The sequence below is a fragment of the Sphaerisporangium album genome, from assembly GCF_003323745.1.
GTDB classification, from domain to species: Bacteria; Actinomycetota; Actinomycetes; order Streptosporangiales; family Streptosporangiaceae; genus Sphaerisporangium; species Sphaerisporangium album.
This window is the reverse complement of record NZ_QOIL01000012.1, coordinates 53,838-71,802: the sequence shown is the minus strand read 5'-3', so window position 1 is coordinate 71,802 and position 17,965 is coordinate 53,838. Positions and strand designations below refer to the sequence as shown.

18 protein-coding genes are annotated in these 17,965 nt (G+C 71.9%); 17 read left to right on the top strand and 1 reads right to left on the bottom strand.

The window, feature by feature from the left end:
- Positions 1–30 precede the first annotated feature (30 nt).
- From DQ384_RS21485 to DQ384_RS21445, 7 genes are all read left to right on the top strand, one after another.
- Complete coding sequence (locus tag DQ384_RS21485; RefSeq protein WP_114030662.1) at positions 31–648, top strand: TetR/AcrR family transcriptional regulator; 618 nt, start codon at positions 31–33, stop codon at positions 646–648.
- A gap of 143 nt (positions 649–791) precedes the next feature.
- Positions 792–2,402, top strand: coding sequence for an ABC-F family ATP-binding cassette domain-containing protein (locus tag DQ384_RS21480; RefSeq protein WP_114030661.1), 1,611 nt, complete (start codon positions 792–794; stop codon positions 2,400–2,402).
- Between the two features lie 164 nt (positions 2,403–2,566).
- Positions 2,567–3,337, top strand: coding sequence for an FxLYD domain-containing protein (locus tag DQ384_RS21475; protein WP_114030660.1), 771 nt, complete (start codon positions 2,567–2,569; stop codon positions 3,335–3,337).
- A gap of 98 nt (positions 3,338–3,435) precedes the next feature.
- Complete coding sequence (locus tag DQ384_RS21470; RefSeq protein ID WP_114030659.1) at positions 3,436–4,542, top strand: saccharopine dehydrogenase family protein; 1,107 nt, start codon at positions 3,436–3,438, stop codon at positions 4,540–4,542.
- A gap of 423 nt (positions 4,543–4,965) precedes the next feature.
- Complete coding sequence (locus tag DQ384_RS41380; RefSeq protein ID WP_181871324.1) at positions 4,966–6,615, top strand: RNA polymerase sigma factor; 1,650 nt, start codon at positions 4,966–4,968, stop codon at positions 6,613–6,615.
- Positions 6,593–7,282 carry a hypothetical protein gene (locus DQ384_RS21450; RefSeq protein ID WP_114030656.1) on the top strand — a complete coding sequence of 230 codons (690 nt, stop codon included), beginning with the start codon at positions 6,593–6,595 and terminating at the stop codon, positions 7,280–7,282. Before DQ384_RS41380 ends, DQ384_RS21450 begins: the two co-directional genes overlap by 23 nt.
- Before the next feature lie 57 nt (positions 7,283–7,339).
- The gene (locus DQ384_RS21445; protein WP_114030655.1) at positions 7,340–7,981 is read left to right on the top strand and encodes a C40 family peptidase; all 642 of its coding nucleotides are present in this window, start codon (positions 7,340–7,342) and stop codon (positions 7,979–7,981) included.
- On the opposite strand, the gene DQ384_RS21440 is transcribed toward DQ384_RS21445, so the two are convergent.
- Entirely contained in the window at positions 7,927–8,457 is a 531-nt protein-coding gene (locus DQ384_RS21440; protein ID WP_114030654.1) for an inorganic diphosphatase, read from the bottom strand. The two genes, DQ384_RS21445 and DQ384_RS21440, sit on opposite strands and share 55 nt — an antisense overlap.
- A 98-nt stretch (positions 8,458–8,555) precedes the next feature.
- Here DQ384_RS21440 and dacB point away from each other — a divergent pair, with 98 nt between their 5' ends.
- The 10 genes from dacB to folK all read left to right on the top strand — a co-directional run bounded on the left by dacB (position 8,556) and on the right by folK (position 17,935).
- Complete coding sequence (gene dacB, locus DQ384_RS21435) at positions 8,556–9,965, top strand: D-alanyl-D-alanine carboxypeptidase/D-alanyl-D-alanine endopeptidase (protein ID WP_114030653.1); 1,410 nt, start codon at positions 8,556–8,558, stop codon at positions 9,963–9,965.
- Between the two features lie 28 nt (positions 9,966–9,993).
- On the top strand, positions 9,994–11,091 hold the full coding sequence (locus DQ384_RS21430; RefSeq protein ID WP_181871323.1) for a zinc-dependent metalloprotease: 1,098 nt from the start codon (positions 9,994–9,996) through the stop codon (positions 11,089–11,091).
- 143 nt (positions 11,092–11,234) lie between these two features.
- Entirely contained in the window at positions 11,235–12,212 is a 978-nt protein-coding gene (tilS, locus tag DQ384_RS21425) for a tRNA lysidine(34) synthetase TilS (RefSeq protein WP_114030652.1), read from the top strand.
- A gap of 13 nt (positions 12,213–12,225) precedes the next feature.
- Positions 12,226–12,783, top strand: coding sequence for a hypoxanthine phosphoribosyltransferase (gene hpt, locus DQ384_RS21420; RefSeq protein ID WP_220183054.1), 558 nt, complete (start codon positions 12,226–12,228; stop codon positions 12,781–12,783).
- 294 nt (positions 12,784–13,077) lie between these two features.
- Entirely contained in the window at positions 13,078–15,093 is a 2,016-nt protein-coding gene (ftsH, locus tag DQ384_RS21415) for an ATP-dependent zinc metalloprotease FtsH (protein ID WP_114030650.1), read from the top strand.
- A gap of 4 nt (positions 15,094–15,097) precedes the next feature.
- A complete protein-coding gene (gene folE, locus DQ384_RS21410; protein ID WP_114030649.1) occupies positions 15,098–15,685 on the top strand; it encodes a GTP cyclohydrolase I FolE in 588 nt (195 codons plus the stop codon).
- Positions 15,686–15,782: 97 nt separating this feature from the next.
- Entirely contained in the window at positions 15,783–16,640 is an 858-nt protein-coding gene (gene folP / locus DQ384_RS21405) for a dihydropteroate synthase (RefSeq protein WP_114030648.1), read from the top strand.
- On the top strand, positions 16,637–17,077 hold the full coding sequence (locus tag DQ384_RS21400; RefSeq protein WP_114030647.1) for a nuclear transport factor 2 family protein: 441 nt from the start codon (positions 16,637–16,639) through the stop codon (positions 17,075–17,077). The genes folP and DQ384_RS21400 overlap by 4 nt, the downstream gene beginning before the upstream one ends.
- Positions 17,070–17,432, top strand: a complete 363-nt coding sequence (gene folB / locus DQ384_RS21395) for a dihydroneopterin aldolase (protein WP_114030646.1) — start codon at positions 17,070–17,072, stop codon at positions 17,430–17,432. Before DQ384_RS21400 ends, folB begins: the two co-directional genes overlap by 8 nt.
- A complete protein-coding gene (gene folK / locus DQ384_RS21390) occupies positions 17,429–17,935 on the top strand; it encodes a 2-amino-4-hydroxy-6-hydroxymethyldihydropteridine diphosphokinase (RefSeq protein ID WP_114030645.1) in 507 nt (168 codons plus the stop codon). The genes folB and folK overlap by 4 nt, the downstream gene beginning before the upstream one ends.
- Positions 17,936–17,965: the final 30 nt, after the last annotated feature.

The following is a 17,965-nucleotide window of genomic DNA, read 5'->3' as shown; positions in this document are numbered from 1 at the left end:
CGGCCGCGACGCCGCCGATAGGATCGGTCCGTGACTCCGGACGCGTCAGACGGGCCCGGCGCCCCGTCCGAGGCCGGGGCAGGGGCCGAGCGGCCGTTGCGCGCCGACGCCCGGCGCAACCGCGCCCGCGTCCTTGCGGCCGCCGACGCGGTCTTCGCGGCCAAGGGCACCGGCGCCTCCACCGAGGAGGTCGCCCGCGAGGCCGGGGTCGGCATCGGGACGGTGTTCCGGCACTTCCCCACCAAGGAGGCGCTGCTGACGGCCGTTCTGGTCGACCGCCTGCGCAGGCTCGCCGAGGACGCCGAAGCGCAGGCCGGCGCGGCCGACCCGGGCGCCGTGTTCTTCGCGTTCTTCGCCCGCGTCGTCGAGCAGGGGCGCACGAAGAACGCCTTCACCGACGTGCTCCACGAGGCGGGGGTCGACGTCACGGCCGCGACCGCCGAGTACGGGAAGCGGGTGCGGGCCGCCGTCGCCGAGCTGCTCGCCCGCGCGCAGCGGGCCGGGGCCGTGCGCGAGGACGTCGGGGTCGCCGAGCTGCTGGCGCTGATGGCCGGCGTCTCGCGTGCCGCCGAGCGGGCCGCGTCCGACGGCGAGGTGCGGGCCAAGGCCCTGGCCATCGTCTTCGACGGCCTCCGCCCAAGGCCCTAGCCGGGAGCGGCCCGCCGGTACCTTGGGAGCACGGGCGGCGGCCTGGGACCGGGTCACCGTGCGTGCCTGGCCACGGCCGATATCCGGATGCGGGGAAACGCCCCCACTGGGTACCCTCCGCGGGAAGGCTGGGAGGGATCGTCGTGGGCCATGTCGAGGTAGGCCGACTTACGTATGTGCTGCCCGACGGGCGTCCGCTGCTGAACGAGGTTTCCTTTCGGGTCGGCGAGGGCCTGAAGGCCGCGCTGGTCGGGCCCAACGGCGCGGGTAAGACCACGCTGATGCGGCTGATCGCGGGCGACGTGAAGCCGGTCGAGGGCAGCGTGGCCTCCTCCGGCGGGCTCGGGGTGATGCGTCAGTTCATCGGCAGCATCCGCGACGGCCGCACGGTGCACGAGCTGCTGCTGTCGGTGGCCCCGGACCGCGTCCGCGAGGCCGCGCGCAGGCTCGACGCGAGCGAGCTGGCGATGATGGAGCGCGACGACGAGAAGACGCAGATGCGCTACGCGCAGGCCATCACCGACTACACCGACGCGGGCGGCTACGAGATCGAGGTTCTCTGGGACACCTGCACGATGGCCGCGCTCGGCGCGCCGTACGACCGGGTCAAGTACCGCGAGGTCAACACCCTGTCGGGCGGCGAGCAGAAGCGGCTGGTGCTGGAGGCGCTGCTGCGCGGGCCGGACCAGACGCTGCTGCTCGACGAGCCGGACAACTACCTCGACGTGCCCGGCAAGCAGTGGCTGGAACAGGCGCTCAGGGAGACGCCGAAGACCGTACTGCTCGTCTCGCACGACCGGCAGCTCCTCGCCAACGCGGCCGACCGCATCGTCACGGTCGAGTCCGGCAACGTCTGGGTGCACGGCGGCGGCTTCGCGACGTACGCCGAGGCCCGCCGCGACCGCAACGCCCGCCTGGACGAGCTGCGCCGCCGCTGGGACGAGGAGCACGACAAGATCAAGCGCCTGGTCGTGATGCTCAAGCAGAAGGCCAAGTACAACGACGGCATGGCCGCGGCCTACCATGCCGCCCAGACGCGCCTGCGCAAGTTCGAGGAGGCCGGGCCGCCCGAGGAGGCGCCGAAGGACCAGTCGATCTCGATGCGCCTGCGCGGCGGCCGTACGGGCAAGCGGGCCGTGATCTGCGAGAACCTGGAGCTCACGGGCCTGATGAAGCCGTTCGACCTGGAGGTCTGGTACGGCGAGCGGGTGGCGGTGCTCGGGTCCAACGGCTCGGGCAAGTCCCACTTCCTGCGGCTGGTCGCGGGCGAGCAGATCCGGCACACGGGTGTGGCGCGGCTGGGCGCCCGGGTCGTGCCGGGGCACTTCGCGCAGACGCACGCCCGGCCGGAGCTCCAGGGCAGGTCACCCTGCGAGATCGTCATGACCGAGCACGCCCGGCTGAAGAACGAGGCGATGAAGGCGCTGGCCCGCTACGAGCTGGCGGGCGCCATCGCCGAGCAGCGGTTCGAGACGCTTTCCGGCGGCCAGCAGGCGCGGCTGCAAATCTTGCTGCTGGAGCTGTCGGGCGCGACGCTGCTGTTGCTGGACGAGCCGACCGACAACCTCGACCTGGCCAGCGCCGAGGCGTTGCAGGACGGACTGAACCAGTTCGCCGGGACGGTGCTCGCGGTCACCCACGACCGCTGGTTCGCCGCCGACTTCGACCGGTATCTGGTGTTCGGCGCCGACGGCCGGGTGTACGAGCCGCCGGAGCCGGTCTGGGACGAGGCGCGGGTGGCGCGCGAGCGCTGAGCCCCGGCCTGCGGGAGGGCGCGGAGGCGCGGCGCGGGTGTGCCGCCGTTAAAGACTTCGTACGGGTTGCGCGTGTCGGAGGAATCACCCCCGACTAACCGGGCTATGACGGCCTTGTGACCCAGCGTAGTCGAAACACGACAGCACTAGGACTCGCTCTCGGGATGGCGGCCGCCTCGCTCGCCGGGTGCGGCGGCGACGAGCCGCGGCGCGAGCAGGCGCTCAAACCGCTCGTGATGAAGGAGCAGACCTCGTCGGTCGCCCAGGGGACCGGCGGCTACGTGGTGACCTGGGCGGGCGTCATCAGCAACCCGAACCGGTGGCACTTCGGCGAGAACGTCGCCGCCACCGTGGTCGGCAAGGACGCTTCCGGCAAGGAGGTGGTGCGCATGGAGCAGCCCCTGGACGCCGTGCCTCCGGCCGGGTCGCTCAAGTTCACCGGCCAGGCCACGGCCGCCGCCGCGCCCGTCGACGTCAAGGTGTCCTTCCGCCCCGCCCGCTGGCGGCAGGCCGGGCGGATCCCGTCGGCGTTCGTGCCGTTCCCGATCACGGCGCCCATCACCGAGAAGCTCGGCAACGGCTCCTACCTGGTGACCGGCGCGGTCGGCAACCCGTACCAGAAGGCCGCGACCAGCCTCGTGATCACCGCGTTGCTGCGCGACAAGGACGGCAAGCTGATCGGCGGCGCCAGCACGTACGTGGACGACGTGCGCGCGGGCTCGCCGCGCCGGTTCGTGCTCACCGTGGACAGCCTGAGCAGCGGCGGTCCGGTGGCGCGCACGGACATCGCCGCGCGCACGTGGGGGTCGAGCGCGCGGCCGTACGAGGAACTGGCCATGAGCGGGGCGATGCCGCCGAGCACGGTCAAGCCGAAGACCCCACCGTTCACCAGAGACCGCGGGTATCAAGCGATGCCCGTCGACAGCCGGCCGTGAGCGCCGGGCTATCCGCGTCCGCATCCGGACCCGCCCACGAAGGCGACCGGCCCGCCCCACTATGGATCTTGAAATCACCCGCGGGTTACGGTACTTACATGACTTCCCCCCGGATAGTCCTCTTCGGTGCCACCGGCTTCACGGGCCGGCTCACCACCGAAGCTCTTCTGGCCTGCGGCGCCCGCCCGGTTCTGGCGGGACGCGACCCGGCCAGGCTGGAGGCGCTCGCCTCCTCGCTGCCGGTGGAGCTGCCGACGGCCGTCGCCGACGTGAGCCGGCCCGCGACGCTCCGGCGGATCGTCGAGCCGGGCGGCGTGCTGATCTCCACGGTGGGGCCGTTCGCCCGCTGGGGGGAGCCCGCCGTCGAGGCGGCGATCGAGGCCGGGGGCGTCTACCTGGACTCGACCGGCGAGCCGACGTTCATCAGGCGCATCTTCCAGCGGTACGGCCCGGCGGCGGCGGCCTCGGGGGCCACGCTGCTGACCGCCTTCGGATATGACTACGTGCCGGGGAATCTGGCGGCGGATCTGGCGCTGCGCAAGGCCGGTTCCGCGGCGGTCCGCGTGGACGTCGGGTATTTCATGCAGGGCGATATGCTCCGGCGGGCGAGCGCGGGGACGCGGGCGTCCGCGCTGGGAATGGTGCTGGAGCCGATGTACGGCTTTCGCGAAGGCCGCATTCTTCGTGAACACGGGCGAACGCGTATTTTCTCCGTGAACGGCCGGCGCAGGCCCGCGCTTTCCGTGGGGGCCTCGGAGCATTTCGCGCTGCCGAGGACGCACGCCGGGCTGCGCGAGGTGAACGTCTACCTGGGCTGGTTCGGCGCGCTCACCAAGGCGGCCGGGGCGCTTGCCAGGGCGACGCCCTTCATCGCGGCGATCCCGGGCGCCAAGCGGGTCACCGAGGCCGTCGCCGACCGCGTGATCCACACGGCGGGGCGGGACGCGTCCCCCGAGCCGTCCGGCGAGGGGATCAGCATCCAGGTCGTCGCCGAGGCGTTCGACCGCGACGGCGAGCGGCTCACGGCGATCGAGCTGCACGGCGGGGACCCGTACGACTTCACCGCGCGCCTGCTGGCGTGGGGGGCGATCACCGCCGGCACCTCCGGGGTGGACGCGCAGGGGGCCGTGGGCCCGGCGGAGGGCTTCGGTCTCGAAGCCCTCGTGCGCGGCTGTGCCCAGGCGGGCCTGCACGCCGTCGCCTGAACCACCGCACAGCCTGAACCACCGCACAGCCTGAACCACCGCACACCTTGGCCTGACCGCCGGACGGCCCGTCGCCCGCACGCCGTGGTGTGGACGCCGGGACGGCCATCGTGGGGGACGGCTTCCGCCGGAGGGCGTTATTTGTCGAGCCCGCTGGGCGTGAACGGAACTCATATATGAAATGAGTTTCCGCCGACGGTCCTCCCGGTGGCGTCTTGTGCGGCGGCGCCGTGAGATCGGGGCGCCTCTCACCTGTGCGTCCGCCTGGCTCGGCTATCTAGTGATATGTCGAATTTGATGGCCATATGCCATGCGCGGCGCCGCGAACAATCTTGCTGGATTTCATTACGGTATTAATACAACGCAGGTCATTGTCCGCGAAACGGTGGGGCAGGCAGTTACGAATCCTTTACTGTCGGTCACATGAATGACAGCGTCCTGGTCGAGGCACTCCGCGCCCGCGATCCTGGTGCCCTCGCTGCCCTCTACGACGACTACGCCGAAGGCCTCCACGCGTACGCCTCGCTCATGCTCGGGAGCCCCGACGGCGCGCAGGTCGCGCTGCGCGACACCCTGATCGCGGCCGAGGCGCACATCGAGGCCCTGGCCGATCCGGGGCGGTTGCGTGCCTGGCTCTACGCCCTGGCCCGGGGGGAGTCCCTGCGCCGGCGCTCGGTGCCGCCGGCTGCCCAGGACGATCCGGAGGCCGGCGCGTCCGACGAGCGGTCCGACGGCGATCTGCGGCGCGTGGCGATCAACGCCGTCGCCGCGCTGCCGGACGACGAACGCGAGGTGCTGGAGCTTCTCACCCGCCACGCGATCCCCGAGGAGGAGCTTCCCCACGTACTCGGCACCACGCCGGCCCGCGCCGGGGAGCTCCACCGGGACGCCTGTTCCCGTCTCCAGGACCTCGTCGCCACCGAGGTCCTCGCCCGCGACCCTGCGCAGGAGTGCCCGGACAGGAGGGGCATTCTCGCCGATTTCACCGAGGTCCTGGACGACGAGACCCGCGAGCGGCTGATCGAGCACGCCGGCCACTGCCCCGTCTGCGGCCCCTACCGCGAGCGTCAGGTGTCGGCGACGAAGGTCTTCGACCTGCTTCCCCGTCCCGTGCTGCCCCAGACCCTCCGTGTCCGGGTGATGAGCTGCTTCATCGACCCCGAGCTCGTCCCGTACCGCCAGTTCGTCGCGCGCCGCACCGGGCTGCTCGACGCGGACGGGTTTCCTTTACAGGAGATCAAAGGGTCTCGGTGGCGGCCTCAGGTTCTTGCGGGCGCTGTGGCGGCGGTCGCGATGGCCCTCGCCGCCCTAGTGCTGGTCAGCGCGCTGAACGACCGGGACGACCGGCTGGCCCAGGCGGTGTACGGGGCGTTCCCGCCGTCCTCGTCCGCCTCGGGCGTCGCGCCCCCGGCGGGGGTGGTGCCGGGGCGCGCCGGATCGGCGAAGCCCTTGGGGCCGAAGGCCGAGGAGGAAGCGCGGGGGCGTACGGAGTTACCCGGGGCCGCGGTTCCGGTGGGCGTGGTGCGGCCGGACGCGCGGGTGTCCGTGCGCCCGGCGGGCGGCGTGTCACCGCGTCCGGCCCCCGTCCCCTCGCGTCCGGCGCCCGTCCCGCCGCCCGCGCCCCGCCCGTCGGTGTCCACGATCCCCTTCCCGCCCCCGCCGCTCACCGCGCCGCCCTCGCGCCCTCCCGCGTCGGCGCCCACGGTGGTCCCGCCGACCGCCCCACCGTGGATGGGCCACCCCCGGCCGCCCAGGCCCCGCCCGCCCGTCCGTCCCGCCCCGACGAGCAGCCACCAGCACAGGCCCTCCCACACGGCCACCACGCCCGCGCCCTCCGTCCCGCCGCCGGCGGACCCGTCCGTCCCGCCCCCCGCGCCCCCGCCCCCCTCGGCCCCGCCCCCCTCGGCCCCGCCCCCCTCGGCCCCGCCCCCCTCGGCCCCGCCGCCGTCCGAGCCGGGCACGACCCGGGGTCCCCGGCACGAGGGGCACCGGGGCCGCGATCACTGGGGAGGCGATCAGTGGCGTAGCGATCGCCAGGGACGCGAGGGTCATGGGGCACGAGCCGGCCGGTAGCGGTCCCGTCGCCCCGGTGTTCACCGCCCGTGACGACCCCCACCTCGGCCGCCGCGTCTTCCCGCAGCCGGTGACGCCCGAACTGGCCGCCCTGGTGCCCCGCGTCCTGCGCGCCGACTGGCCGGTCTGGCTGGACCCGGGCCCCCGCCTGCTGCGCGACGTGCGGGAGCTGTGCCGCCTGCAGACCTCGCGCGGCCTCGCGGTGCTGTCCTGGCTCGCCGCCGGACGGGCTCCCGAGGACATCGCCTGGCTGTGGTCCGGCCGCCGCCTCACGGGCCCGAGGCAGCGGCTCATGTACGACGCGGCGGGCGCGATCCCGGGAGCCGCGCTCGGGCTCGTGGTCGCGAACTGGACGTGGGTGCTCGACACGCGGTTCGCCAGCCAGGTGACGGCGCCGTACCTGGCCGGCACCGCCTACCCCGACGACGGGTACGCGGCGGCGCAGGCCACCGTGACGCTGCTGCGCATCTGGGAACGGCACGCGGAGGCGCGCCCGGCCCTCGGCGCCGCCTGGGCGGTCGGCCGGACGATCGCCGACTGGTGCAAGGCGGGCGAGCTGCGCGCCGCGTACGGGCACGAGGTACCGGTGTTCACGTATCCGCGCGGACCGCTGCCCACGTTGGCGGGGGTTCGTCCGTGGATATCCCGCCTGTTCCGCCTCGGCTGATCACGGATAGTGACGGCGCGGGTGTGCGCCGTGTGACCGGTGGGAAACCTGGAGGCTATGCGGCGTGTGATCGTGTTCGCCTGCGCCCTGGTCATGGGCCTCGGGTACGCTTCCTCGGCCCTGGCCGGTCCCCGGCCCGCCGGAGGCAACCACTGGACGCCCGGCCTGGGCGCGACGGGCGGTGGCCGGTGGGCGGGGGCGTGGGCGGGGCCCCCCGGCGCCGCAGCCAGGCTCGGCGACCTGGCGGCCAACTGGGCGCTGACCCAGCTCGGCAAGCCCTATGTCTGGGCCGCCGCCGGCCCCCGCGCGTACGACTGCTCGGGGCTGACCATGCGCGCCTGGCAGCGGGCGGGGATCGCCCTTCCCCACTGGACGGGCACGCAGTGGACGTCGGGGCCGAAGATCGCGCTCAGCTCGCTGCGCCGCGGCGACCTGCTGTTCTTCGGACGCCGGACGCGCGACCCGGGCACGATCCGCCATGTCGGGATCTACATCGGCGCGGGCCAGATGGTCCACGCCCCCAGCACCGGGGACGTGGTGCGCGTCGCGTCCATCTGGCGCCCGCACATGGTGGGCGTGGTCAGACCACGGCCGTCACGGGGCCTGCGCCCCCGGCCGCCGGTCTTCTTCGCGGGTGGGCGGCGTCAGTGCTCCTCCCCGTTGATCAGCGGGTTCTCCGGGGCGGCGTGCTCCTCGTGATCGAGGTGACGCTTGGCCGACCGCTGGATCTCCAGCTCGGCCTCCACCCGGCCGACCCAGTTCGCCCCCTCGACCGACTTGCCGGGCTCCAGGTCCTTGTAGACCTCGAAGAAGTGCTGGATCTCCAGCCGGTCGAACTCGGGGACGTGATGAATGTCACGGATGTGTTCCATGCGGGGATCCGTGGCCGGCACGCACAGGACCTTGTCGTCCCCGCCCTTCTCGTCCTTCATCCGGAACATGCCGACCGCGCGGCAGCTGATGAGGCAGCCGGGGAACGTCGGCTCCTGCAGGAGCACGAGGGCGTCGAGCGGGTCGCCGTCCTCGCCCAGGGTGTTCTCGATGAAGCCGTAGTCGGCGGGGTACTGCGTGGAGGTGAAAAGCAGGCGGTCCAGGCGGATCCTGCCCGTCTTGTGATCAACCTCGTACTTGTTGCGTTGTCCTTTCGGAATCTCAACGACAACGTCGAACTCCACTGCGGTTCCTCCGCTCAGCCGTCCGGGCACTCCGGACGGGCGTTAATGTCTCGTAGACGTATTTCCAGGATGACGCATGTGAGAAGGGGGCCGGCGAGGTGGTACGACACGAGCGCGCGGCGGCGGTGGCGACTCTCGCCCTGCTGCAGGCGTTCGTCTGCGCCGTGGGCGCGTACGTCCTCGCGTCCGGAGGGCTGAGCGGTGCCACCGCGAGCCCGCCGGTCAAGGCCGCCACGCCGACGCGGGCTCCCGTCGCCATCGTCACCTCGGGTCCCGTCCTGCCACCGGCCCCTGAAGGATCTCTCCCGGGAAAGGGTACTTTGGCCGCCCAGCTCACCCGCGCGATGGGTGACTCCGCGCTGGGCGGCAACGTGGGGGCCGTGGTCGTCGACGTCTCCGGGGGAGCCACGCTGTTCGCCAGCAGGGCCGACATCGGCATCACGCCGGCCTCCACCACCAAGGTCGTGACGGCCGTCGCCGCGCTCACCGAGCTCGGCCCCGACACCAAGATCGCGACCCGCGTGCTCCAGGGCAGGCCGGGCACGTTGACGCTGGTCGGCGGGGGCGATCCGACGCTGGCGAGCCCGAGGTCGGCCCGCGGGCCCGGGTACCCCCGGTTCGCGTCCCTGGCCACCCTGGCGTCCCGCACGGCGCAGGCGCTCAAGGCGGCCGGTGTCACCGCGGTCTCGCTCACCTATGACGACTCCCTGTTCTCCGGCCCGCGCACGGCGCCCGGCTGGAAGCCCGGGTACATCCCCGAGGGCAGCGTGGCCCCGGTCACGGCCCTGACCATCGACGAGGGCCGCCAGGACCCGCGCAACGAGAACTCGCCCCGGTACGCCGACCCGCCGCGGACGGCCGCCGAGGCCTTCGCGGCCCAGCTCCAGCGGTACGGCGTCAGAGTCGGTAAGTCGATCAAGCGGGCGAAGGCCGCGGCGGGCGCCAAGGAGGTCGCCCGGGTGGAGTCCCCGGCGGTGTACGAGCTGGTCGAGCACATGCTGACCGAGAGCGACAACGACCTCGCCGAGGCGCTGGCCCACCTGGTGGCGATCAAGGAAGGCCGGCCCGGCGGCTTCGCGGGCGCCTCCCAGGCCGTGCGGGCCACGCTGAAGCGGCTGGGCGCCGACGCCGGGGTCGTCGTCAACGACGGAAGCGGCCTCTCCACCCGCAACCGGATCACCCCGGCCGCGCTCGCCCGCCTGGTCTCGCTGGCGGCGTCCCCCGCCAACCCCCACCTGCGGGCGGCGATAAGCGGCCTGCCCATCGCCGGATTCACCGGAACCCTCGGCCATCGTTACGCCAAGGGCGAGGCGAAGGCCGGGGCGGGAGTGGTAAGGGCCAAAACGGGCACGTTGAACGGGGTGAACACCTTGACAGGTCTCGCGCGGACCGCCGACGGCCGGCTCGTGGCCTTCGCGTTCATGGCCGACGACGTCCGCGATCCCGACGGGGCCGTGGCGGCGCTCGACAGGCTGGCCGCCCTCGTCTCCGGATGCGGGTGCTCATGACGACCCCGGACGACGTACGGTGGTGAACATGCAGGTGATCGACTGGGATCTGGCCGTATCGACCGGTGTCCGTCTAGTCCGCCCCGGCCCGCAGGTGAGCCGGGAGGAAGCGAAGCACGCCGTCTCCGAGCTCCGGAGGCTGTCGCGCGAGGCCGAGGGGCACGTACAGGAGTTCGCCCGCATCGACGGGGCGGCCGAGCCGGAGGCCGCCACGATCGTGGACCGCCCCGGGTGGATCCGCGCCAACGTCGACGGGTTCCGGGTGGTCCTCGAACCGCTGACCGAGCGTATGAACGCGCGGCGCTCGCAGATCCCCGCGATCGTCGGGGTCGTCGGGTCGCGGGTGACCGGCGTCGAGGTGGGGGCGGTGCTCGCGTTCCTGGCGACGCGCGTGCTGGGGCAGTACGAGCTGTTCCTCCCGCCCGACCCGAGCGGGCAGTCGCCCACGGGCCGGCTCACGCTGGTCGCGCCCAACATCGTCAACACCGAGCGCGAGCTCGGCGTCAACCCCCGTGACTTCCGCCTGTGGGTGTGCCTCCACGAGGAGACCCACCGCGTGCAGTTCACGGGCGTGCCCTGGCTGCGCGAGTACGTCCGGTCGCAGATGACCGAGTTCCTGCTGGCCTCCGACCTCGATCTCGGCACGCTGCTCGAACGCATGCGCGCCGCCTCCGACGCCGTCGCCGACGCGATCAAGGGCGGCGAGGGCAACCTGATCGACGCCATCCAGACTCCCGAGCAGAAGGAGATCCTGGACCGGCTCACGGCCGTGATGACGCTGGTCGAGGGGCACGGCGACTACGTGATGGACGCCGTCGGGCCCGCCGTGGTGCCGTCGGTGGCCGAGATCCGCTCCAGGTTCCAGCACCGGCGCGAGGGCGGCTCGCGCTTCGACAAGACGCTGAGGCGGCTGCTCGGCGTCGACCTGAAGATGAAGCAGTACGCCGAGGGCGCCGCGTTCGTCCGCAAGGTCGTCGGCGAGACCGGCATCGACGGCTTCAACCGCGTGTGGGGCTCGCCCGCGACCCTGCCTTCCCACGCCGAGATCAAGGACCCCGAGCTCTGGATCAACCGCGTGATCAACGCCCCCCAACTGCCCGCGTCCAACGGAAACACAGCCTCCTGAACCCGCCGAGCGGAGCGAGGCCGTGAACGAGGTTCGGGGCGCAGGCTCATAGGCGCCCCGAACACGCCGAGCGGAGCGAGGCCATAGGCACAGCCTCATGAACCGCCGTGCCGGAGGCGCGGCCATGAATACAGACTAGGAGCATGGGTCCGCATCCCGCCGTCGCCGAGATCCGGCGTGCCGTGCGCCTGTCGCTGGGCGACCTGCCGGCCGGGGCGCTCGTTCTGGCCGCGTGCAGCGGCGGGGGCGACTCTCTCGCGCTCGCGGCCTGCCTGGGCTTCGCCGCGCCCCGCGTGGGCCTGCGCGCGGGCCTGCTCACCGTCGACCACCGCCTGCAGGAGGGCTCGGCCGAGCGCGCGCTCGGCGTCGCGGGCCTGGCGGGGACTCTGGGGCTGGCGCCCGCCGAGGTGCTGACCGTCACGGTGGGGCGCGAGGGCGGTCCCGAGGCCGCGGCCCGCGACGCCCGGTACGAGGCGCTCTCGGCCGCCGCGCGCCGCTTGGGCGCGTCGGCCGTGCTGCTGGGGCACACCCTCGACGACCAGGCCGAGACGGTCCTGCTGCGGCTCGCGCGGGGCAGCGGAACCCGGTCGCTCGCCGGGATGGCGGCGGTCTCGGGCCTCTACCGCAGGCCGATGCTGGGCGTCTCCCGCGCGACGGCCCGCGCGGCCTGCGTCGCGCTGGACCTGGCGCCCTGGGAGGACCCGCACAACACCGATCACTCCTACGCCCGCTCGCGCGTCCGGCACGACGTCCTGCCGGTGCTGGAAGGCGCGCTAGGGCCCGGTGTCACCGAGGCGCTCGCCCGTACCGCCGCCCTGTGCAGGGACGACGCCGACGCGCTGGACGACTGGGCCGACGAGGTGTACGGGCAGGTCAGGGGCATCGGGGTCGAGCTGACCGTGGACGGCATCAAGGACCTGCCCGCCGCCGTGCGGCGCAGGGTGATCCAGCGGGCGGCCCTGGCGGCGGGGGCGAACGCGTCGGCGCTCGCGGCCGTCCACATCGCGGAGGTGGACCGGCTGGTCACGCAGTGGCGCGGGCAGCGGATGGTCGAACTGCCCGGGGGGGTGGGAGTGGTCCGGCGGTATGGCACCCTGGTGTTCGCCAGCACCCTCTTGTGAAGGAAATCCCCAGGTGGACGCAGCTGACATGGGCAAGGACCTGGAAAGGGTCCTCATTCCCGAGGAAGAACTTCAGGCGAAGATCAAGGAGCTCGCCGGGCAGATCGACGCGGACTACGCGGGCAAGGATCTCTTAATCGTCGGGGTGCTCAAGGGTGCGGTCATGGTCATGGCCGATCTGGCGCGCGCGCTGCACATCAAGGTCGAGATGGACTGGATGGCCGTGTCGTCCTACGGGGCGGGCACCAAGTCCTCGGGCGTCGTGCGCACGCTGAAGGACCTCGACACCGACATCGCCGGGCGGCACGTCCTGGTCGTCGAGGACATCATCGACTCCGGGCTGACGCTGTCGTGGCTCGTGCACAACCTGCGCTCGCGCGACCCCGCGTCGGTCGAGATCTGCACCCTGTTGCGCAAGCCGGACGCGGTGAAGGTGCCGATCGACGTGAAGTACGTCGGCTTCGACATCCCCAACGAGTTCGTGATCGGGTACGGCCTCGACTACGCCGAGCGGTACCGCAATCTCCCCTTCATCGGCACCCTCGCGCGTCACGTGTACGGCGCCGAGTAAGCCCTGAGCGAAGTTCCGGGTCCATTACCGGTGAGTCGCCCCCTTATTCGGTCTCGCCGTGGGGAACACCGGGCCGCCTGACGTACGTTGGTAGGACAAAGCCGGTGTCGCCGGAGCAGTGACCCTGCGCGGCGCCCCGGTGTACCTTCGGATGTCTCGGAGGGAGCCACTTTTCTCCGGGTTGTCAGATTGTCAGGTTGTCAGTAGGAGCGGTTGGATGCCGCTAGCCCCGGGTCCGCCCGGGGTGTCAGGCCGTGTTCAGGAAGGGACGGGCCCGCAGGGGTTCCGCATCGGATGGATCTCAAGCGATTTACACGTGGGCCACTGCTGTGGATCCTGGGCATCGTCGTGCTGCTCCTGCTCGCCTCCACATTCTGGAGCGGCAACAGCAACTATGCCCAGAAAGACACTTCGTTCGTCGTCAGCCAGATCGAAAAGGGCAATGTCGACAACGCGGTGATCGTCGACAAAGACCAGCGCATCGAGATCAAGACCCTCACCAAGATCGGCGGTGAGGATCGCTTCTATGCGTCCTGGGTCCAGGGCCAGGGCGTCGAGCTCCAGAAGCAGCTCCAGGCCCAGGCGGACGCGGGCAAGCTGCCCAACGGCTACAAGGTCACCGTGCCGACCGAGAACTTCCTCGTCGGCCTGCTGGTGAGCTTCCTCCCGATCGTCGTCATCGTCCTCATCTTCCTGTTCATCATGAACCAGATGCAGGGCGGCGGCTCCCGGGTCATGAACTTCGGGAAGTCCCGGGCCAAGCTCATCACCAAGGACACGCCGAAGACCACCTTCGCCGACGTCGCGGGCGCCGACGAGGCCATCGAGGAGCTCCAGGAGATCAAGGAGTTCCTGCAGGCCCCGGCCAAGTTCCAGGCGATCGGCGCGAAGATCCCCAAGGGCGTGCTGCTGTACGGCCCGCCCGGCACCGGCAAGACGCTGCTGGCCCGCGCGGTGGCCGGCGAGGCCGGGGTGCCGTTCTACTCGATCTCCGGTTCCGACTTCGTCGAGATGTTCGTCGGCGTCGGCGCCTCCCGCGTCCGCGACCTGTTCGAGCAGGCCAAGGCGAACGCCCCGGCGATCATCTTCATCGACGAGATCGACGCCGTCGGCCGCCACCGCGGCGCGGGCCTCGGCGGCGGGCACGACGAGCGCGAGCAGACTCTCAACCAGCTGCTGGTCGAGATGGACGGCTTCGACGTCAAGGGCGGCGTGATCCTCATCGCGGCGACCAACCGTCCCGACATCCTCGACCCGGCGCTGCTGCGTCCCGGCCGGTTCGACCGCCAGGTCGTCATCGACCGCCCCGACCTGGAGGGCCGCAAGGGCATTCTGCGGGTCCACGGGCGCGGCAAGCCGTTCGCGCAGGACGTCGACCTGGACGTCATCGCCCGCAGGACTCCCGGCTTCACCGGCGCCGACCTCGCCAACGTCATCAACGAGGCCGCGCTGCTGACCGCCCGGCAGGACCAGAAGCTCATCTCGATGAACACCCTCGAGGAGTCCATCGACCGCGTGATGGCGGGCCCCGAGCGCAAGAGCCGGGTCATGTCCGACCAGGAGAAGAAGATCATCGCCTACCACGAGGGCGGCCACGCCCTGGTGGCGCACGCCCTGCCGAACTCCGACCCGGTGCACAAGATCACGATCCTGTCCCGCGGCCGGGCCCTGGGCTACACGATGACGCTTCCCATGGAGGACAAGTTCCTCGCCACCCGCTCGGAGATGAACGACCAGCTCGCGATGCTGCTGGGCGGGCGCACCGCCGAGGAGCTCGTCTTCCACGAGCCGACGACGGGCGCGGCCAACGACATCGAGAAGGCCACCTCGATCGCCCGGCGCATGGTCACCGAGTACGGCATGAGCGAGCACCTCGGCGCCCGCAAGTTCGGCACCGGCAACAGCGAGGTCTTCCTCGGCCGTGACATGGGCCACGAGCGCGACTACTCCGAGAAGATCGCCTCCACGATCGACGAAGAGGTCCGCCGCCTCATCGAGTCCGCGCACGACCAGGCGTGGGAGATCCTCGTCCAGTACCGCGACGTGCTGGACAACCTCGTGCTGGAGCTCATGGAGAAGGAGACGCTGTCGCGCGAGCAGGTCCTGCAGATCTTCGCGCCCATCGTCGTCAGGGAGAAGCGCCCGTCGTACTCCGGGTACGGCAAGCGGCTCCCATCCGACCGGCCGCCGATCCTCACCCCCAAGGAGGTCGCGGGTAACGGCAACGGCGCCGCGCTTCCGGCGGGCAACCAGACCGGCTCCGGCGCCCTGCTCCGCCACGACCACCCGGCGCCCCAGGACGAGGCGTGACCGGGTGAGCGTGAACCCCCTCAAGGTCGACTCGGCCCGGATCGAGAAGGCCGTTCGCGAGATCCTCCTCGCGATCGGTGAAGATCCGGACCGGGACGGCCTGGTCGACACCCCCGCCCGGGTCGCCCGCGCGTACGCCGAGCAGTTCGCCGGGCTGGGGCAGTCGCCCGAGGATGTCCTGACCACCGTCTTCGACGCCGACCACGACGAGATGGTCCTGGTCAAGGACATCGAGGTCTTCTCCACCTGCGAGCACCACCTCGTGCCGTTCCACGGGGTCGCCCACGTCGGCTACGTGCCGAACGAGAAGGGGCAGATCACCGGCCTTTCCAAGCTCGCCCGGCTGGTCGACGTCTACGCCCGGCGTCCCCAGGTCCAGGAGCGCATGACGTCCCAGATCGCCGACGCGCTGATGGACGTCCTCGCCCCGCGCGGGGTCATCGTGGTGATCGAGGCCGAGCACCTGTGCATGACGATGCGCGGCGTGCGCAAGCCGGGCGCGAAGACGATCACCTCGGCGGTGCGCGGCGACTTCCGCGACAGTGACAAGACCCGGGCCGAGGCCATGGCCCTCATCCTGGGCCGCCGCTGATTCCGCCTGTGCGACCGCGGGTGGCCCGGCCGATTCGTTATCCACAAGCCGGACCCAAGGCGCAGATCGCCCCCGAGAACCACCTAGGCTTGACGCCATGACCACATGGACGGTGCCGGGGCTCCCCGACGCGGGGCGCTGCCTGGTGATGGGCGTGGTCAACGTCACCCCCGACTCCTTCTCCGACGGCGGCCAGTGGTTCGACCCCGACGTCGCCATCCGCCACGGCCTTGACCTCGTCGAACAGGGCGCCGACCTCGTCGACGTGGGCGGCGAGTCCACGCGACCGGGCGCCGCCCGCGTGTCCCTGGCCGAGGAGCTGCGCCGGGTCGAGCCGGTGATCCGCGCCCTCGCCCAGGAAGGCGTGACGGTCAGCGTCGACACGATGCGCGCCGAGGTCGCCGAGGCCGCGGTGCGCGCGGGGGCGCGGCTGGTGAACGACGTGAGCGGCGGGCTGGCCGATCCGGCGATGCCCCGCGTGGTGGCCGCCTCGGGCGTGGCCTACGTCGTGATGCACTGGCGCGGCCACAGCCACGACATGGACAATCGCGCGATCTACTCCGACGTCGTCGGCGAGGTCTCGGAAGAGCTGCGCAAGCGGGTCGACTCCGTACTCGCCGAGGGGGTCTCGGAAGAGCAGATCATCGTCGACCCCGGCCTCGGCTTCGCGAAGAAGTCCGAGCACAACTGGTCCCTGCTCGCGGGCATCGGCGAGCTCGGCCGGCTGGGCTATCCGATCATCATCGGCGCGTCGCGCAAGCGTTTCCTCGGCCGCCTCCTGGCCGATCCCGAGGGCACGCCCAGGCCGTTCAGCGGCAGCGACGACGCGACGCTGGCGGTCACCGCGCTGGCCGCCCACGCCGGCGCCTGGTGCGTGCGCGTGCACCATGTGCGTCCCAACGCCGACGCCGTCCGGGTGGCGGCGGCCTGGCACGGGCGGGAGGAAGTCCGATGAGCACCACCGCAGCGGAGATCGAGAAACTCAACGAGGCGTTCTACACCGCCATCGAGAGCGGCGACCTCGACCGCATGACCGAGATCTGGGCCGAGGACGAGGACGGCCGGGTCGCGATGTGCGTCCATCCCGGCTGGTCGGCCGTGACGGGCCGCGCCGAGGTCCTGCGCTCCTGGGCGCTGATCATGGCCAACACGACGTACATCCAGTTCGTGCTGACCGACGTCCGCACCACCGTCGTGGGCGACGTCGCCGTGCTCGCCTGCGCCGAGAACATCCTCACCGCGGCCGACACCGACGACGCGACCTTCGCCGCGGGCCGGGTGGTCGCGACCAGCACCTTCGTCCGCACTCCCGCGGGCTGGAAGCTCTGGATCTACCACGGCTCCCCGGTTCTGCAGGCCGACGATGACGAGGATGATCAGGCGGATGAGTGACAGCATCAGCCTGCTGGGGCTGAGGGCGCGCGGCAGGCACGGGTGCCTGCCCGCCGAGCGCGAGCTGGGGCAGGAGTTCGTGGTCGATGTCACGCTCTTCCTGGACACCGCTCCCGCGGCCGCCGGCGACGACCTGTCCAAGACCGTCGACTACGGCGAGCTGGCCCTGCGGCTGTCCGCCATCGTCGAGGGGGAGCCGGTCGATCTCATCGAGACCCTGGCCCGGCGCCTGGCGGACGCGTGCCTGGCGAGCGAGCTGGTCGAGGAGGCCGAGGTGAAGGTGCACAAGCCCGCCGCGCCGATCCCGCTGCCCTTCGACGACGTTGTCGTGACCATCAGGAGGAGGCGGGAATGAAGGTCGTCCTGGCGCTCGGCAGCAATGTCGGCCGCCGCTTCGACACGCTCCAGGGCGCCGTGGACGCGCTGTTCGACGCTCCCGGGCTCGACTTCGTGGCGGTGTCGCCGGTGTACGAGACCGACCCGGTCGGCGGGCCTCCGGACCAGCGCGCCTACCTCAACGCGGTGGTGATCGGCAGCACGATGACGCTCGGCCCGAAGGCGATCCTCGAACGGGCCCTCGGCGTCGAGGCCGCGTTCGGCCGGGTCCGCGAGGTGCGGTGGGGGCCGCGTACGCTGGACGTCGACCTGATCATGGTCGGCGACCTGCTGTCGGAGGATCCTGAGCTCACGCTTCCGCACCCGCTGGCGCACGAGCGGGCGTTCGTCCTGGTCCCGTGGTCGCAGGCCGATCCCGGTGCGGTGCTCCCCGGGCGGGGCTCGGTGGCCGGCCTGCTCGCCGACCTGGACCAGCAGGGCGTACGGCTGCGCCCCGACCTCGCCCTCCAGCCGCCCGACTGACCCCGGCCTGGGAACGAGGAGGAGGATCGC